This window comes from Vibrio sp. MED222, assembly GCF_000153005.1.
Classification (GTDB): domain Bacteria; phylum Pseudomonadota; class Gammaproteobacteria; order Enterobacterales; family Vibrionaceae; genus Vibrio; species Vibrio tasmaniensis_A.
This window is the reverse complement of sequence record NZ_CH902611.1, coordinates 103081-119092: the sequence shown is the minus strand read 5'-3', so window position 1 is coordinate 119092 and position 16012 is coordinate 103081. Positions and strand designations below refer to the sequence as shown.

Annotated in this window: 15 protein-coding genes and 1 pseudogene; 5 read left to right on the top strand and 11 right to left on the bottom strand. The window is 43.3% G+C overall.

Annotated features, from left to right (window positions below; all coding sequences use genetic code 11):
- Positions 1-8: 8 nt before the first annotated feature.
- The 3 genes from MED222_RS02610 (at position 9) to MED222_RS02615 (ending at position 2330) form a co-directional block, all read left to right on the top strand.
- Positions 9-1415, top strand: coding sequence for a hypothetical protein (locus MED222_RS02610; RefSeq protein WP_009848669.1), 1407 nt, complete (start codon positions 9-11; stop codon positions 1413-1415).
- A 137-nt stretch (positions 1416-1552) separates the two neighbouring features.
- Entirely contained in the window at positions 1553-1804 is a 252-nt protein-coding gene (locus MED222_RS22685; protein ID WP_009848668.1) for a hypothetical protein, read from the top strand.
- Positions 1805-1892: 88 nt separating this feature from the next.
- Positions 1893-2330 (top strand): YcgN family cysteine cluster protein, encoded by a 438-nt coding sequence (locus tag MED222_RS02615; protein ID WP_009848667.1) that lies wholly within the window; start codon positions 1893-1895, stop codon positions 2328-2330.
- Positions 2331-2476: 146 nt separating this feature from the next.
- Here the strand turns inward: MED222_RS02615 and MED222_RS02620 are convergent, their stop codons facing one another.
- The 9 genes from MED222_RS02620 to gap form a co-directional block, all read right to left on the bottom strand.
- Positions 2477-4054, bottom strand: a complete 1578-nt coding sequence (locus MED222_RS02620) for an alkaline phosphatase (protein ID WP_009848666.1) — start codon at positions 4052-4054, stop codon at positions 2477-2479.
- Between the two features lie 193 nt (positions 4055-4247).
- Positions 4248-6134: a BCCT family transporter gene (locus tag MED222_RS02625; protein ID WP_009848665.1), complete on the bottom strand. Its 1887-nt coding sequence runs from the start codon at positions 6132-6134 to the stop codon at positions 4248-4250.
- Between the two features lie 176 nt (positions 6135-6310).
- The gene (locus MED222_RS02630) at positions 6311-6664 is read right to left on the bottom strand and encodes a hypothetical protein (RefSeq protein WP_009848664.1); all 354 of its coding nucleotides are present in this window, start codon (positions 6662-6664) and stop codon (positions 6311-6313) included.
- Between the two features lie 284 nt (positions 6665-6948).
- On the bottom strand, positions 6949-7908 hold the full coding sequence (locus MED222_RS02635; protein WP_009848663.1) for a ChaN family lipoprotein: 960 nt from the start codon (positions 7906-7908) through the stop codon (positions 6949-6951).
- 75 nt (positions 7909-7983) lie between these two features.
- Positions 7984-8799: a 23S rRNA (guanine(745)-N(1))-methyltransferase gene (rlmA, locus tag MED222_RS02640; protein ID WP_009848662.1), complete on the bottom strand. Its 816-nt coding sequence runs from the start codon at positions 8797-8799 to the stop codon at positions 7984-7986.
- Positions 8800-8992: 193 nt separating this feature from the next.
- On the bottom strand, positions 8993-11029 hold the full coding sequence (locus tag MED222_RS02645) for a methyl-accepting chemotaxis protein (RefSeq protein WP_009848661.1): 2037 nt from the start codon (positions 11027-11029) through the stop codon (positions 8993-8995).
- A gap of 209 nt (positions 11030-11238) precedes the next feature.
- A complete protein-coding gene (locus MED222_RS22760; protein WP_269667544.1) occupies positions 11239-11367 on the bottom strand; it encodes a hypothetical protein in 129 nt (42 codons plus the stop codon).
- A 54-nt stretch (positions 11368-11421) separates the two neighbouring features.
- A complete protein-coding gene (locus MED222_RS02655) occupies positions 11422-12306 on the bottom strand; it encodes a D-hexose-6-phosphate mutarotase (protein WP_009848659.1) in 885 nt (294 codons plus the stop codon).
- Positions 12307-12548: 242 nt separating this feature from the next.
- Positions 12549-13544: a type I glyceraldehyde-3-phosphate dehydrogenase gene (gene gap / locus MED222_RS02660; RefSeq protein ID WP_009848658.1), complete on the bottom strand. Its 996-nt coding sequence runs from the start codon at positions 13542-13544 to the stop codon at positions 12549-12551.
- A gap of 358 nt (positions 13545-13902) precedes the next feature.
- Between gap and msrB the strand changes: the two genes are divergently transcribed.
- Positions 13903-14301 (top strand): peptide-methionine (R)-S-oxide reductase MsrB, encoded by a 399-nt coding sequence (gene msrB / locus MED222_RS02665; RefSeq protein WP_009848657.1) that lies wholly within the window; start codon positions 13903-13905, stop codon positions 14299-14301.
- A gap of 179 nt (positions 14302-14480) precedes the next feature.
- Here msrB and MED222_RS02670 read toward each other — a convergent pair whose 3' ends face one another.
- Entirely contained in the window at positions 14481-15287 is an 807-nt protein-coding gene (locus MED222_RS02670) for a DUF2989 domain-containing protein (protein ID WP_009848656.1), read from the bottom strand.
- A gap of 113 nt (positions 15288-15400) precedes the next feature.
- Here MED222_RS02670 and MED222_RS02675 point away from each other — a divergent pair, with 113 nt between their 5' ends.
- The gene (locus tag MED222_RS02675) at positions 15401-15682 is read left to right on the top strand and encodes a YeaC family protein (RefSeq protein ID WP_009848655.1); all 282 of its coding nucleotides are present in this window, start codon (positions 15401-15403) and stop codon (positions 15680-15682) included.
- A 147-nt stretch (positions 15683-15829) separates the two neighbouring features.
- On the opposite strand, the pseudogene ansA reads toward MED222_RS02675, so the two are convergent.
- Positions 15830-16012: pseudogene (ansA, locus tag MED222_RS02680) on the bottom strand (asparaginase); the annotation flags it as partial.

Below are 16012 nucleotides of genomic sequence, written 5' to 3'. Positions count from 1 at the left end.
GTCAAGTTTTGAAGAAATTATCTATAGGTATTATCCTTGCCACTCTTGGTACTTCTGTTTATGCGTCGCCAAATCTAGAAGGTTATTTTCAAGCTCGTGAATTGGTAAATTATGCGGCAGGAAGTTTACAAAAAGCAAAAGTAGACTTTATAGCTCTAGATTATGCTGTAGCTAAATTACCTGCAGCTTCACAAGCTCAACTGGTTCCTTTTAATACTGTATTGGGGGAATTCTCGACAAACAGTTCCGTAAGCAGTAGTGACGCGACTGCTTTGCTCAGCCGAGTTAACTCTAAAGCCTTATCTGGTCAATATGTTTGCCGCATCAATAGCAATGGTACTGTTCTGGCATATAGTGCGGAAAACGGAGAACAGTGTGCAGCGGACAAGTATGAAAAGGCTGCATTAGCACTAGCGAAGAAAGGCGATGAACTGCGATTCTTCCGTTCATACAGTCAAGGTTATTTTCAAACCTTAACTTATAAGGTTGATGCAAGCTCTAGTGATGAAACAGTTCGTTTAGGCTACTTTAATAAACATGGTGGAAAATGGATTGGTGAAGCGGTTAAGGTAGTAAAAGGTAAGGCGCAAATCAATAGTACGGATGTTGATACTTACGATGTCATCGCTTACCGAGATTACAATATCTCATCATCGAAAGGTGTTTCTCCGAACACATCAATTAGCTTTACTGAACAACCGTTTTTTATCACAGATGAAGTCACAGATCTCGACTCTACCGGTAAATCTGTCCATATAACGAAGACTAAATTTTCAAGTCTTCACCAGTTTGATGGCCCTTACCGTGGAAGGCATATTGATTCGAAAGGTTGGTTTAATTGGTTTAACCAAGATTACGTGGGTCAATACGAAATTGGAGGTAAAAAAGTTTACGCCGTTTCGGACACACAAAATTTAGTCGTCAAAAAAGACTTTAGTGGTGCGGTAGATAGCTGGACTCGCATTGATGTCGACAAAGCTGATCAAGGTAGTGGTGCAGGTGACTGGACTATGTACATGTTTAACAATACAAACAATTTGATAGGTGAAAGCCCAACTTATTGTCAAATCAAAGCGATAGCAGAAGGTAAGCCTGTAGTTCAACTTTTATCATCAACAGGCGTTATGACGCACCCACCAATTACAAACTGTGACCAAGTTGATCCTGGCCATACAAAGAAAGTGATTGCATCATTTAAAGACGGGAATAACAAAACAGTTTCTGTTACTTCTCCTAAGCTAAAAGCAAGCGCTCAACATATTATGGCGCTTGGGCCTATTGTTGATCAAGGACAGAAGGCTAAATTCACAGTGCAAGATGCTAGAGATTTATTGTCATCGACTCGCTATAAAGCGGCTTTAGCAGAAATGACACCGCAATTTTTGTCTTCAAAGCCACATGATATTTTAAAGTAGATTCTGTCTTTGATGAATTGGAAGCACCTTTTATAAGGTGCTTTTTTTGTACATATTAAATAACTTCACTTGGCTAATTTCATTTTTAGGATAGAATCGCCCACCTTCTTTCCTTTGATTCTATTTAAGGTCCAATTATGGAATGCCGTCTTCATTGTGGTGCTTGCTGTACAGCGCCTAGTATTACATCTTCATTCCCCCTTCATCCTCATGGAAAGAAGTCTGGTGAGCGTTGTAAGCAGCTTACTGTTGATAACCTATGTAAACTATTTGGTAAAAAAGAGAGGCCTCAGGTCTGTTTTGACTTTAAAGCTGAAAGCTGGGTATGTGGGGCTACGACAAGCGAAGCTATTCAAATACTCACGGATTTAGAAAGTTCTACCGCATAGCGAAAGAGCGTTAGCTGATTTTATTCTTGAACTTATATTCGGCTAGCGGTATAACACGCACCCCAGTAAAAGAGTAAGAAGTAATCCTATGACGATTCCATTTTGGCAAGAAAAGACACTAGAGCAAATGACCGAGAACGAGTGGGAATCACTGTGTGACGGTTGTGGTAAGTGTTGCCTACATAAACTAATGGATGAAGATAGCGATGAAGTTTACTACACTAATGTGGCGTGTAGCTGGTTAAACGACAAAACATGTTCGTGTAAAGATTACCCGAACCGATTCACTTCAGGTGAAGAGTGTTTGAAGTTGACTCGTGACAAAATCGATGAGTTTCACTGGCTACCAGATACTTGTGCTTACCGTCTTCTATCTGAATCTAAGCCGATTCCTGAGTGGCACCCATTGATTACAGGTTCTAAATCAGAGATGCATGCTGCAGGTGAAAGTGTTCGTAACAAAGTGGTATACGAAATCGATGTTGTCGATTGGGAAGACCACATCTTGAATCACCCAAATCGCTAGTTATTCTAAAAACAGCTGCTCTTGAGCGGCTGTTTTGCTATTTGGCGTCGCCTAAATTTACTTAATTACTTAATTACTTAACTTAAAGGCTTAAAACAAAAAACGCCCCGTAGGGCGCTAAGTAAAACGAGTAAAAAAGATTCAGGCTAGTTTACTTGTTGTTTAATGTACTCACCCAGTTCTGAGTGGTGCATGATTTTTGAAACGGGCAGTATTTTCTCTGCTGGGCCCCAAGCAAACACGTTCACTGGTGTGTGAGTATGTGTACCTGTACCCCAAACGATGTTTTGACTTGTTGCCTGTTCACGAGCAAGCAAGTTTCCGCGGTCGTTATAAGGGAAGAATGCATCGAAATCGTTGATAGCAGGCACTTCTTCTGCCGATAAGTATTTGTGTTGAGCCAATCGGTATGGGTTCGGCTTACTCGCTAATACGTTTTTCGCTTGTTCAGCTGTAATAGGGAACTCACTATTCTTGTTGACGATCTCAGCCAGTTTTTCAGGTGTTTGCTGCGCTTTATCCAACTTCTGAAATTCGCTGATCATGCCGTAGTAGCTTTGCTTTTGATTATATAAACCATCAAGAATATCGAATGCGCCAAAGTTGAAGTTAGGTGCATAGTCGCGGTCGGCGAAGGCTTCACCAGAACGTTTTTGTGGTTTTGGTAGGTCGTTAGAAGAGTAGCTGAATCCAAAAGATCCTGTTTCGTGGTCTGCGGTCACAATCACGATCGTGTCTTCACGATTTTTTGCCCATTCATACACAGTTTGGATCGCTTCATCAAACTTGAGCAGTTCATGCAGCATAGTGCCGGCATCGTTACTGTGTCCCGCCCAGTCGATTTGGCCACCCTCGACCATTAGGAAAAAGCCGTCTTCATCTTTGGATAAGATGTTGAGGGCTTTTTGTGTCATCTCTTTCAAACTTGGTTGAGTACGTTCGCCACTCTCTTTCTTGTTGCTGTAAGCGATGCCGTCATCCATGCCTGAGTAGGCGAACAGGCCAAGTAGCTTATCGCTTTTAGCATCTTCTAGCATGCTGCGGTTAAATGCCAGTTGGTAGCCGTCTTTCTCTGCCTCTGCAAGAAGGTTACGGTCGTCTTTACGTTTTGATTTTAGGTAAACATCACCTTGAGTCAGTTTTTCAAGTTGCTTATAGGTTTCACCTTTGTCGTTGGTCGATTTAGGGATCCAATGACGTAGCCCTCCCGAAAGCATTACATCAACACCAGTTTCTAGCATGTCGTTAGCAATTTGGTTTTCTAGCGAACGGTGAGGTTGGTGAGCAGCAAATGCAGCAGGCGTGGCGTGAGTTAAGCGCGTATCGGACACGAGTCCTGTTGCTTTACCTGCCTTTTTAGCTTTCTCAAGAACCGTCTCAACATGATTGCCCTGAGAATCAATGCCAATCACTTCTGAGCCACTGTAGATACCGGTTGCAAGCATGGTGGCTGAACAAGCAGAATCGACCACAATTGCATCTTCTGGGTGAGTCAGGGATGAACCAATAACCCCTTCTTGAGCAAGTTGATAAAGGGCGGTTTTGTTCCCTTTATAGATCGAGTTTGGTGCTTGGTTTGCGTAGGTTTCTAACAGGCCAACTTGTTGAGGTCCCATTCCATCGCCAATCATCAGAATGACGTTTTTGATTTCTGCTGAAAGTACGTTGAATGAAAGTGTTGAGGTTGCCACTGCGGCAATGATTGGTTTTATAATGTGCTTCATTGGTTATCCCTTTTTATATAAGCGGGATGATTAGAACATCGATTTGTGTCAAAGTCGTTTCATATTTATTTCATCAATGTGAAATTGAGCAATAACTCCAATTTTTTGAAAAGCATAAAAAAAGGCTCACATTTCTGTGAGCCTTTGTCGTATTTAGGAGGGTCCAAATCAATGGACTGTGTCATGGCTAATGTCAAGCAAGCGGTAAGTCTGCAACCACCTGGTTGAACGTGATACGAGCATTCTGAGCTTGCTCAGATAACTCGATTTTTTTCGCTTGTGCGGCACTAAGATTACTCTCGGCCTGCTCAAGTGCTTGTTGTAGGTTCTCTGGTAACTCGTGAGTTTCCATTTGTGAATCTTGTTCTAGCACATAAGCGCGAATTTCTTTCTTCACTGCGGCAAGTTCTGTGTAAGCAATACGCTCAAGTTCTGCAGCTTCTTGTGCTGCATCTCTTTCTTTCTCAAATTGAGCCAGTGCCATACCTTCTGCAGACCAAGGGTCCATATCTGGTAGTTCTTCGATATTGATCGTTGGCTCGATGTACGCGTCTTGATGGCGTAGGTCGAGGCTAGTTGCACGAACCGCTGAAATCATCAGCATCACAGAGATCACCAGTAGCGGTAAGCCACCAACTATTGCTGCCGTTTGTAGCGTACTTAGACCACCCAAGAACATCAGAATCGTTGGCAAGAACGACAGTGTGAATGCCCAGAACATACGGTTCCAACGCATTGGCTCTTCGGTCACGTTGTTTTGCACAACAGACGCTAGGATGTATGAGATTGAGTCAAATGTCGTTGCAGTGAAAATAATACACAGCAGCGTAAATACCGCGATAACTAGTGTACTCATTGGCAGTTGCGCAAGCATCGAGAAGATAGCTTTGGTAGCGCCTTCTGCATTCAAAATCGCTACTACATCCAGTTCACCAGAAAGTTGTAGTGATAGGCCATAGTTACCTAGGATCATGAAGAACAAGAAACAACCTAGAGAGCCAAAGAAAATTGAACCTGACACCATTTGTTTGATGGTTCTTCCGCGAGAGATTCGCGCAACAAACAGGCCCATACTTGGTGCAAATACTAGCCACCACGCCCAGTAGAAAATGGTCCAGTCTTGTGGGAAGTGCGTGTTCTCAAAGGTACCGTAACCACCAAATGGTTCAGCCCACGTTGCCATCACGAAGAAGTTAGACAGTAGACGACCAATAGAGTCTAAACCTGTTTCTAGCATGAAGATTGTTGGACCGGCGATCAGAACGAAAGTCAGTAAACCCATTGCACCCCAGAAATTGATGTTACTCAGGATCTTGATGCCTTTTTCCAAGCCAGCATAAGAAGAGTAAGCAAAAATTGCCGTACAAACTAAAAGCACCATTGCTTGCGTAAGGTTGTTTTTAGGTAGACCGAATAGGTGATTTAAGCCTTCAGTGATGAGAGGTGCTGCTAAACCTAGTGTTGTCGCGGCGCCACCCAGTAGACCGAAAATGAATAGGATATCGACGATTTTTCCAGGTACGCCTTTACTGCGGTGTTCACCAAGAACAGGCATTAACGCACTAGAGATCTTTAGAACAGGCTGTTTACGCACATAAAAGAAGTAAGCGATAGGAATCGCTGGGATCAAGTAGATAGACCAAGCGATTGGTCCCCAGTGAAACAAACCATAAGTTGCCGCCCAACGAACCGCTTCTTCACTTCCGGGTTCTAGTTGGAAAGGCGGTGATTGGTAGTAGTAAGCCCACTCAATACAGCCCCAGTACAAGATACTTGCGCCGATACCACCACAGAAAAGCATTGCTGCCCATGATGCAGTTTTGAACTCAGGTTCTTCATCAGCTTCACCCAGTTTAATTTGTCCCATATCACTGAACACAACGTAAACCATGAAGGCACAAGCAGCTAGGCCTAGAGCAAGATATAGAAATCCAAGTTGATCCGTCATGAATGTTTTCGCAACCGCAATCCAGTCTGCGCCCTGTGCTGGGAACAAAATGAGCGGGAAAACTATCGTGAGTAGGAGTGCAATAGCACCAAAGAAGGTAGGCTTATCAATAAGCTCAAAAGTGTTTTTCACGAGTATTATTCCATTAAAATGAGAGCGGAATTATGGAATGAACTCGTTTTTTAGACCAAATCAGGTCTGTTGTCGTGACGACAAATTGCTTCTATTCAATAAAAGGTAGGTAATGAAAGAATAGAGAAGCAGAGCTGTAAAGTTAGGCTAAAGCGAAATTAGGTTAAAGCAAAAAGTTAGACTAAAGCGATAAGGATGCCACCTACGGTAAGTGCCGCGGACAAGAATTGCCCCGCTGAATATGAGCCATCATCCTCTTCTTCAACCTTGTCTGGGTGGTCCATGCCTAATGCGCCGTGAGCGAACGATTCAACTTTATCTGTAACGGTTGCATTTTCCGCTTCGAATTTTTTGGATTCTTTATCGATTTGTTTAAGAGCAGATAATAGCGCTTTTCCTTCATCGGAAAGCTTAACGGTATTTTGTTCCACCTTGAGTGGAGCAGGCTTTTCAGCCTCGGTGCTTTTATTCTGTGCGTTCATTTTCGCAGGTGAATACAGCTGAGTATTACTCGTTCCTACTGGTGTCATATCGCTCTCCTTACCTATCCTTAAATATAGTATCGGCAGAGGTGTGAAAAACTTGTGCATTTAATCACCGTGGTGATGTTTTTTTATTCGCACATTGTTTTTTCGTCTGCTTGGTCAAACCGTCTAGTTATTAAGCAAATCTTGTGCCGATAAGGAATTTGAATGTTATATAGAGTTAGAGTGGATGATAGGAGCCAATGAAGCTCTGTCGATGGGCTAGTTATCTAGAATTAGCCCATCGTTTCGTTCTCTTATAAGAATGGATAAGAATGGATAAGAATGGTTTAGTCGCACTCTAGGCTAGCGCCGCGCTTAGATAGGTGTTTGTATGCCTTCATTCTGTTCTCTTTTTTAACAAAGCGAGCGGGTGGAGAAAGCACTTTGAGCTGGTAGTCACTGCTATCTGAAGCGATTTCCTTAACTGGGCTGATAATCGCAATTTTTAGATCGGGATTGCGACGCAGAATCGATGCAGCTGTGCCTAAACCATCTTCTGTATGGAACTTGCCAGCAACATGAATCACTTGCTGATCTGGGTTTGATGCGAGGTAATCAACAATCGACTCTGCCATGGTTTCGTCCCATGTGACTTGAGCCGCAAACTGTTTTTCTGTTTGCTCTGGTGTTCCGTGATGCATCGAAGCCATGAACTTTTCTTTATAAGGGCTATCGCCAGTATCCACTTCTGAAGCAATCCATTGACGTTGTTCCGTCGTTAGCTGATCTAGATAGGATAATCCTTTACGGCCGATACACTGTACAAAGGGTTTTGGTGCGTTTGCCGCAATGATATCGACGTTGTTGGTTTTAGCGAACTCAACCAGTGCACGATAATCACTTTCGTAGTTTGGCCAAGCAGCCGCTTGAGGCATAAGAATTTGTTCGCCAATTTCATCATTGAGATATTGGTTTAATGTGTCTTGATGTTCTCGAGTGAATTGTTCCATTGAAAGCGCGATGTTTGATGTGGCGTTGCGACGTGCTTTTAAGAAATCGGTTTGGAAGCGATGGATTGCCGAGTGAGTGTGCCATTCGCCAATAAGAACCACATCAGCGTCAATCAGCTGTTTAGGTAATGCATCGAGAGAAAGCGTTTCGCCTTGTGGAGAAGCAAACTGGTAGTCATAGAATGTGGAAACGTTTTCCGTTTGCGTGTTAGCCACTTGTTGAGAAGTGCTATTTGAAGGTTGATTAGCACAAGCTGTGAGCAGGGTAGCTAATCCGATAAGAATAATACGTTGCATGAAATGCCTCCTTGAAGAACACGCATACTAAAGGAGGCAAGATGATATTTCAATGCAAACGATAATCAATATCAATTAAATTTGTTTGCGGTACACTCGCAGCATAAAGTCCGCTTCACAGTTGAATTGCTCAGCATCAATGAGTTGTTGTTTAAACTCTTCACTCGCTTTCCAAGCAAACGGCGTCATCTGTAGCAGGTCGAATGCGTCTGACCCCGATAGTTCCATCATATAGTTTAGTTGCTCTTGGTGCTCAAGAGTAAAACCTTCAATCATTTCTGGATCTTCGTCGTGCAAGCGAACACCATCATAAATTGCATCACGCAGCTGATACAGGTGTCGGCTAGCAGGGGTCACGGTGATCACCACGCCATTGTCTTTGATGGTGCGCTGCAGTTCTTCAGCCTTGCAAGGCGCATAAATGCGTAGAATGCCGTCTAAGCTGTTTTCCGCAAAGGGCAGGCGATGGCTCGAAGCGACTGAGAAGTCGACAGCAGGGTAGCGTTTAGCTGCGTATTTGATAGCAATCTTAGAAATGTCTAGGCCAAAAGTCGCACCATTCTTTTCTTGAAGGTTTACCGCAATTTCATTGGTGTAATAACCTTCACCACAACCGATATCTAATAGGCTAGGGGCGGTTGCTGGCAGATAGCTAGCGCATAAACCAACAACGGCTTGACGCATTGGATCGTAGTGGTTGCCTTCAAGGAAGCGGCGACGAGCCTGCATCATTTCTTTGTTGTCACCTGGATCTTTTGAGCGTTTGTGGTGTGCTGGCATCAAATTGACATAGCCTTCTTTCGCTAGGTCGAACTGATGGTTCTTTTCACACTTAAACGTACGATCGTTTTGAGATAAAGGTTGGTGACACAAAGGGCATTGGTAAGTCATTGCGAACTCGAGGTAGAAATTTCAAGTCCAAAATTTTAACAGGAAGCATTGTGGGGCGCTAGAATAAACGCAGCTGTCTTGGTTTACGGCAATTAGTGAAGATACAGAGGCTGTCAGTGAAGAGATAGAGCCAACGTATGGTTGGCTCTATTGGTTATGAGCAAGTCACTGATAGAAACAGTGAACTCGGCTTTTAGCTAAAGAAGTTAACTTGGTTCTTTAACGACTCAGCTTGTTTTTGAAGTTCATCAGCACTGTGAGAGGTCTTAGCGCTGGTTTCACGGCTTTGCTGGTTCAAATCGCTGATCGCATGCGCGTTCGCTGCTATTTCTTGAGAAACCTGAGCTTGCTCTTCTGATGTCGCAGCAATGGTTTCAGCTTGAGAAGCAATAGATTCAACTTGAGAGGCAATCGACTCTAGGGCTGTGCCTGCTTCTTGCGCTTTATCAAGTACTTGGTTGGCATTTGATTGGCTTTGTGTCATCAGGTTCACGGCATTGTTAGTTGAAGATTTTAACTTCTCGATGATGCTCACTACGTCTTGTACTGACGTTTGTGTACGATGAGCCAATGTTCTTACTTCGTCAGCGACCACGGCAAAACCACGCCCCTGATCACCCGCTCGCGCTGCTTCTATTGCAGCGTTCAACGCAAGTAAGTTGGTTTGTTCTGCGATGTCATCAATCATTTTGGTGACGGTTTGAATGCTTTCGCTATCAGAACTCACTTGCTCGATGGCCGATGCTGATTTGTCTAATTGATCATTTAGCTGGGCAACATCAATACACACACCTTCAACGACTTCTAAACCTTTCTGGCTGTCTTCATTGGCTAGGCGAACATTTTCAGCAATGCTATTCACTTGCTGCGCTACAGATTCTGCCGAGGTAGCCATCTCTTCAATAGCGGTAACGACTTGCTCAACCTGTGCTTGCTGGCGGTCAGATTGGCTCAGATTGTGGCTAGCATCCTGTGACACACTGCTAGAGCTGTTTTGTACTTGATCACTGGTCGTACGAATTTCTCCAACGAGTGTATTCAATTGAGCAGCCATATTCGCAACGCCGGTATTTAGGTTGCTGATTTCATTCTTAGTCTGTTTGCCGTTGTTTGGAATATGTAAGCTGACTTCGCCTTTTCCTAAGCGCATCATGTATTCGTTTAAAGTCGTTAACGGCGTCAACGTACGGTTCAATACGAGCGTTAACACGACGATGGTAGCGGCGGCAATCAAGGTCGCGATTATCGCGATAAGTTTCAGCAGTTCGTCACTGCCTTTAGTGACTTCATTAATAAATGTGCCGCCAAGTAGTTTCCAATTCCACCCCGGGACTTCGGTATAGACGAGGTATTTTTCGCCCACTGTTCCTTGATACTCAAAAGGGTAGAGAATCAAGCCGGATGGCTGCTCAAAGAGCTGATAGAAAGGTTTGTTACCGTCGTAGTCGGCAACATCCACAATAGATTTATCACCTCCAGCATTAGTAGGGTGCAGTAAGTACTGGCCTTGATGCTCTTCTTCATTGTCAACGATGATGGTATAGCCAGTATCGCCCCATGAGACAGAACGCAATGACTCGAACAGGTTTTGTGTCGCCTCTTCTACGGGTAGACCAATGAAAGAGACACCGTTAACTTTGCCTTGTGCATTCGTTAAAGGCGCGTAGTAGGTAATGTAGCGTTGGCCGAAGAGCTTCACTTGCGCGTAATAAGCTTCGCCATTTTTGAGTTTGTTATAGCCAGGATGATCCTTGCCTAACGTTGTGGCAACAACACGTTCCCCTGACGGTTTTTTAAGAGAAGTAGACACGCGAATAAAGTCATCGCCAAATGGGGCAAATAGGGTTGCTACAGCGCCGGTGTCGCGAGTAAAGCTATCAACGAGTTTAGTGTCGTTGATTAGGCTCTCACCATATTGAGTCAGGTTAGGAATGGAATGACCGTTGAACTCAACGTCGTAATTCTCAACATAAACACCTGCTAGGTAACCGTTACGAAAGGTGGATTCTAAAACTTTGGCGGTATGCAGGTAGGCATCGAATTGGCCAGATATGGTTTTGGCCATCGCTTCTACTTTGGATTGGTGTTCCCTTAACGTGTTGTCTAATAATACTTGTGAGGCATTGCGATACACGAGCGTTGCGATAGAGCCAAAGGCGATAAGTAAGCACAGCAAAATGACCAACTTAAGTTGGAAGCCAACACTTTGATTTTTGTATTTCTCGAACATGAATTCATTATCCTGTCTTCATTGAGGTGTTGTTAAGTGGTTTTAGATAAGTTTGTTATTGAGCCTCCTATCATAAGAACTTATTCATAGGCAGTAATTGATAAGAATTAATGAATTGATAGTTATATTTATAAATTGTGGCGTATGAGATATGAAATGTAATTTGGAATGTATTTGAATCAGAGTAGATAAATTTTGTCTGCGTTAACTTACAAACTGGTCATGGGAATAGAGATAGAGATAGAGATAGAGATAGAGATAGAGATAGAGATAGAGATAGAGATAGAGATAGAGATAGAGATAGAGATAGAGATAGAGATAGAGAGGGTTAGGGGCAATAAAAATGCAGCTCATGGGCTGCATTTTCGTATCTAATTGGCGTAGCTTTAAGTTTATTTCGAAGCAATCACTGTAATCAGCTGGTGGCTTTCGCCAGGCTGTAACGTTTTGCCTGCTTCTAGGCTTGGTGCGTGCAGTGTTGACTCGACACACATCATGGTTAGATAACCGTCGTCTTGCATGTCGCCCATACTTGCAGCCCCTTCCGCCCACGGGTTCCAAAGTACCGCAGAGTTATGACCGTGGTTTTCAACCGTTAGTGTGCGATCCAGCTTTTTGTCAGCAACAAAGATTTGCGTTTCTGGTTGCGTGTAAACGCGGTCAATCGTGTCAGTCAGTACCAGTTCAGCACCACCTTGGCAGATCTTGCCACCTTGTAGGCTATCAATGTACTCAGCACCCATACCCGTTGTGGTTGTGTTGTGAATATCGCCAACGTTTAGGTAAGTGTGCAGTGCACCAGAGAAAGTCCATGGCTGAGAATCAGTGTTCTTCACGTCCAGCGTTACTTTTAGCTGCTCGCCGATCTCAACATTCAAACGTGCATCAAACTGATGAGGCCATACTGCTAGCGTCTCTTCGCTTGGCTTCAGACCTAAGCTAACAATCACGCCAGCTTCGCTTTCACGGTGCTCAACCAATTGCCATTCGCTTGAACGTGCAAAACCATGTGCTGGGGCTGCAATGCGACCAAACCAAGGCCAACATACTGGAATACCACCACGCAGAGCCGTTTTGCCATCGAATTTAGCTTGTTGGCTCATCCAAATTAGGTCTTCTTGACCTTGCGGTTGGAATGACACGACATGACCACCAAACAACGAAATCGCTGCGTTTGCTTTATCGTGGATAACACGAACTAGTTTTACACCTTCGTGCTCAACGATAGTGACGTTGTCAGAAAGTACCGACAGTGCAGGTAGAGTAGATAAATCCATTACATGATCCTTCTAAGGAAATTGAATTCAAATGCTGACTAGAGTGATGCTTGATTTTTCATGAGTAACAAGCAGAGTCAGTATTAGAATTGAATTTTACGTGTGGGCTATCTTGATGAGCTTAGACAGACGCGGTTTAAAAGATAGCGGGTATTAAAAAGGCGACACTAAGGTCGCCTTTTTCAAAGTCTGCTCAAAACAGTCTTCGCTAATGCTTATCTAAAGCTATTTCTAAAAAGAAATTACTTAGAGATGTGAGCGATTAGGTCAAGAACTTTGTTTGAGTAACCGATTTCGTTGTCGTACCAAGATACAACTTTAACGAATTTGTCAGTTAGAGCAACACCAGCTTTAGCATCGAATACTGAAGTTTGAACTTCACCGATGAAATCTTGTGATACTACTTGGTCTTCAGTGTAACCAAGAACGCCAGCCATTTCGCCTTCAGAAGCTTCTTTCATTGCAGCACAAATTTCTTCGTAAGATGCAGCTTCTTTTAGGTTAACAGTTAGGTCAACTACAGATACGTTAGCAGTTGGTACACGGAAAGCCATACCAGTTAGAAGGCCGTTTAGTTCTGGAAGAACAACGCCTACAGCTTTAGCAGCACCAGTTGAAGATGGGATGATGTTTTGAGAAGCACCACGGCCACCGCGCCAGTCTTTAGCAGAAGGGCCATCTACAGTTTTTTGAGTTGCTGTAGTAGCGTGAACTGTAGTCATAAGACCAGACTCAATGCCCCACTTATCGTTAAGTACTTTAGCGATAGGTGCAAGACAGTTAGTAGTACAAGAAGCGTTAGAAACGATGTCTTGACCAGCGTAAGATGCTTGGTTAACGCCCATTACGAACATTGGAGTTGCATCTTTAGAAGGACCAGTAAGAACTACTTTCTTAGCGCCAGCAGTGATGTGCTTACGTGCAGTCTCGTCAGTTAGGAAAAGACCAGTTGCTTCAGCAACTACGTCTACTTCGATAGCATCCCACTTAAGGTCTTCTGGGTTACGCTCAGCTGTAACACGTACAGTTTTACCGTTAACGATTAGGTTACCGCCTTCAACTTCAACAGTACCGTTGAAACGGCCGTGAGTTGAGTCGTACTTAAGCATGTATGCCATGTACTCTACGTCGATTAGATCGTTAATACCTACTACTTCGATGTCTGCACGCTCTTGAGCTGCGCGGAATACGAAACGGCCGATACGGCCAAAACCGTTAATACCTACTTTGATAGTCATTGTAGTTGCTCCACAACTTAATTTCTGATTAAAGATAACTGGTAGTAAAATTACAGAATCCAGTATACATCTGCAATAGATAATCCGACTTAACTTGTTTAATGTCAAAAAAAAGCGACGCTTTTCTTAACAATTGGGTGTAAGTGGTTGAAAATTGACCATTGCGAGTGGCTCTGTACCCTTCCAGTTGGGTAAAATACCTCTAAATGATGATTCACTTATGAGTGTATATGTACAATGTTTCCTGGTGAGAAAGTATGTGCTACAAAACGACTCATATGCAAGCCTTTATAGAAAAAAGTAAATATAATAACTGATAATGTGGAGAGATATTAACGTGATTCAAAAGGGAGGAAATATGATAAAGCCTGATGAATACTGGCGTGAACGCCTAACGGACGATGAATTTTCTGTGTGTCGTCAACGTGGTACCGAAGCCCCATATAGCGGTAAGTTACTGCACAACCATAAGACGGGTGTCTATAGCTGCACATGCTGTGAAAGCCCTTTGTTTCTGTCGGATAACAAATATGATTCAGGGTGCGGTTGGCCAAGCTTTGATGCCCCAGTGAATGATGAAGCAGTACGCTATATAGAAGATCTAAGTCACGGAATGAAGCGTGTAGAGATCCGTTGTACCGCTTGTGATAGCCATTTAGGTCACGTTTTTCCTGATGGTCCGAAGACAACCGGTGAACGGTTCTGTGTTAATTCTGTGTCGTTAATTTTCAACAAAAATGACGAAACTACCAAATAACTTGTCACAATTGTCTAATCCTTACAGGCGTATTTGTTGATTGAGTGGTACTGAACTGCCCAGTAGCTCAGTATTTCAGAGTTATTTCTAGCACAAACGAAAACAGCTACCATCATGGTAGCTGTTTTTTTGAAAGCTCGTGAATAGAACGTTTGGACTAGAAAACGAGAACAGTGCGATCAGTAACGAGGGACAATCGAAGGGCTGTAAACCTCATCTTCAATAGCGTCGACTATATTGTCCGCGTCTTCATTTAGTTGTTCGTATGTTGACTCATCGAAACGGTACAACACGGTAAGTTCTGCTTCCGAAGCAATAGGCACATCAAAGTTCTTGGCAACCATTGCCCAGACGTACGCTTTTTCCATATGCCCAAGGCTGTGGTTGATACTCGCCATCGATTTGAAGATCTCGGTGTTGACCTTCGAACCATTAGAAAGCGTTAACGCATTATTGAGTAGCTTAAGCGTTTTTTCATGGTCACGGGTAGTATAAAAAGTGGCTAGCGCATATTGCATCTCTGCTGTGTTTAATGCTTCTGTCCCTTCTAATTGCAGGAAACTGCGTCTTGCGTTGGTATCCCCAGTTTGTGACCACATAAAATAAAGCGTTTCCGGGGTATTTGATCGCGAGAGTTCGTTAACAATACGTTCAGACTCTTCGATACTATTCATTAAGGAGATGAAGCGACGTTCTTGAAGTTTGGATTGATCAATCGTTTCGATCTGTGCAGCAAGCTCTAGACACTTTTTGTAAGCAGAGACTAATTCGAATTCTTTAATCTTATTGGTATCGCTGGGGTTTTCTTTTGCTTCAAATCGATGCCAGACGAGGTCGGTACGTGCGACACGGCACTGTCCGTCGTTCATATTTAACTTTTCACACTGAAGCCACGGGTTGCTTTCGCACAATTGAGCGGTATTTTTGTTCCCGTCAAAACACCCAACCAGAGTGAAAGGCAATAGGCTTAGTACCAACCATTTCATAATTTTCATATTCCTTCACTTGTGATCAAATACACTTATTTTCAGTCAGGTTCTTGACTCAATTCTGATACGGGTTATTTTCTGGTGAAAATTGTTAAAACTAAGGCCTTACCATGGATGCAGAACAACTTCTTAGCGCAATGACCCCCGAGGTCTACGAACGTTTAAACTATGCAGTTGAAACGGGGAAATGGCCAGAAGGAACGGCGCTCTCTAAAGAGCAGCGCGACTCGTGTATGCAGGCGGTTATGTTGTATCAATCGAAACATAACTCTGAAGCTCAACATATGACAATTGCAGCCGGCGGAGAAATTAGCTTTAAATCAAAGTCTGAACTAAAGAAGCAGTTTAAGTCCGACCAAGAAGATATTGTTAGAGTTAATCCTAATCATTAGGCTTAAATTACAACAAAGGGGTGGCACTGTGCCACCCCTTTTTGACTGTTAAGCTGTTTATTTATAAACAATAATACGATTTAGTTCAGGTTTACGTGAGGGCTTGATTAAAGGTAAGCCCTCGGCTAAACGAATCGCAGGATAGGCTTATAAGCTCATCTCACCGCGTAACACTTGTTGCATTTGAGCCTTCACTTCTTCGTAGCTTAAATCTTGGCTCAATAGATAATGTAATTTCGCCAGTGATGCTTCTGGTGTCATATCGTAACCACTGATAACGCCCGATTCTGCTAGTGCACAACCCGTCGCGTAACCACCCATGTTGACTTT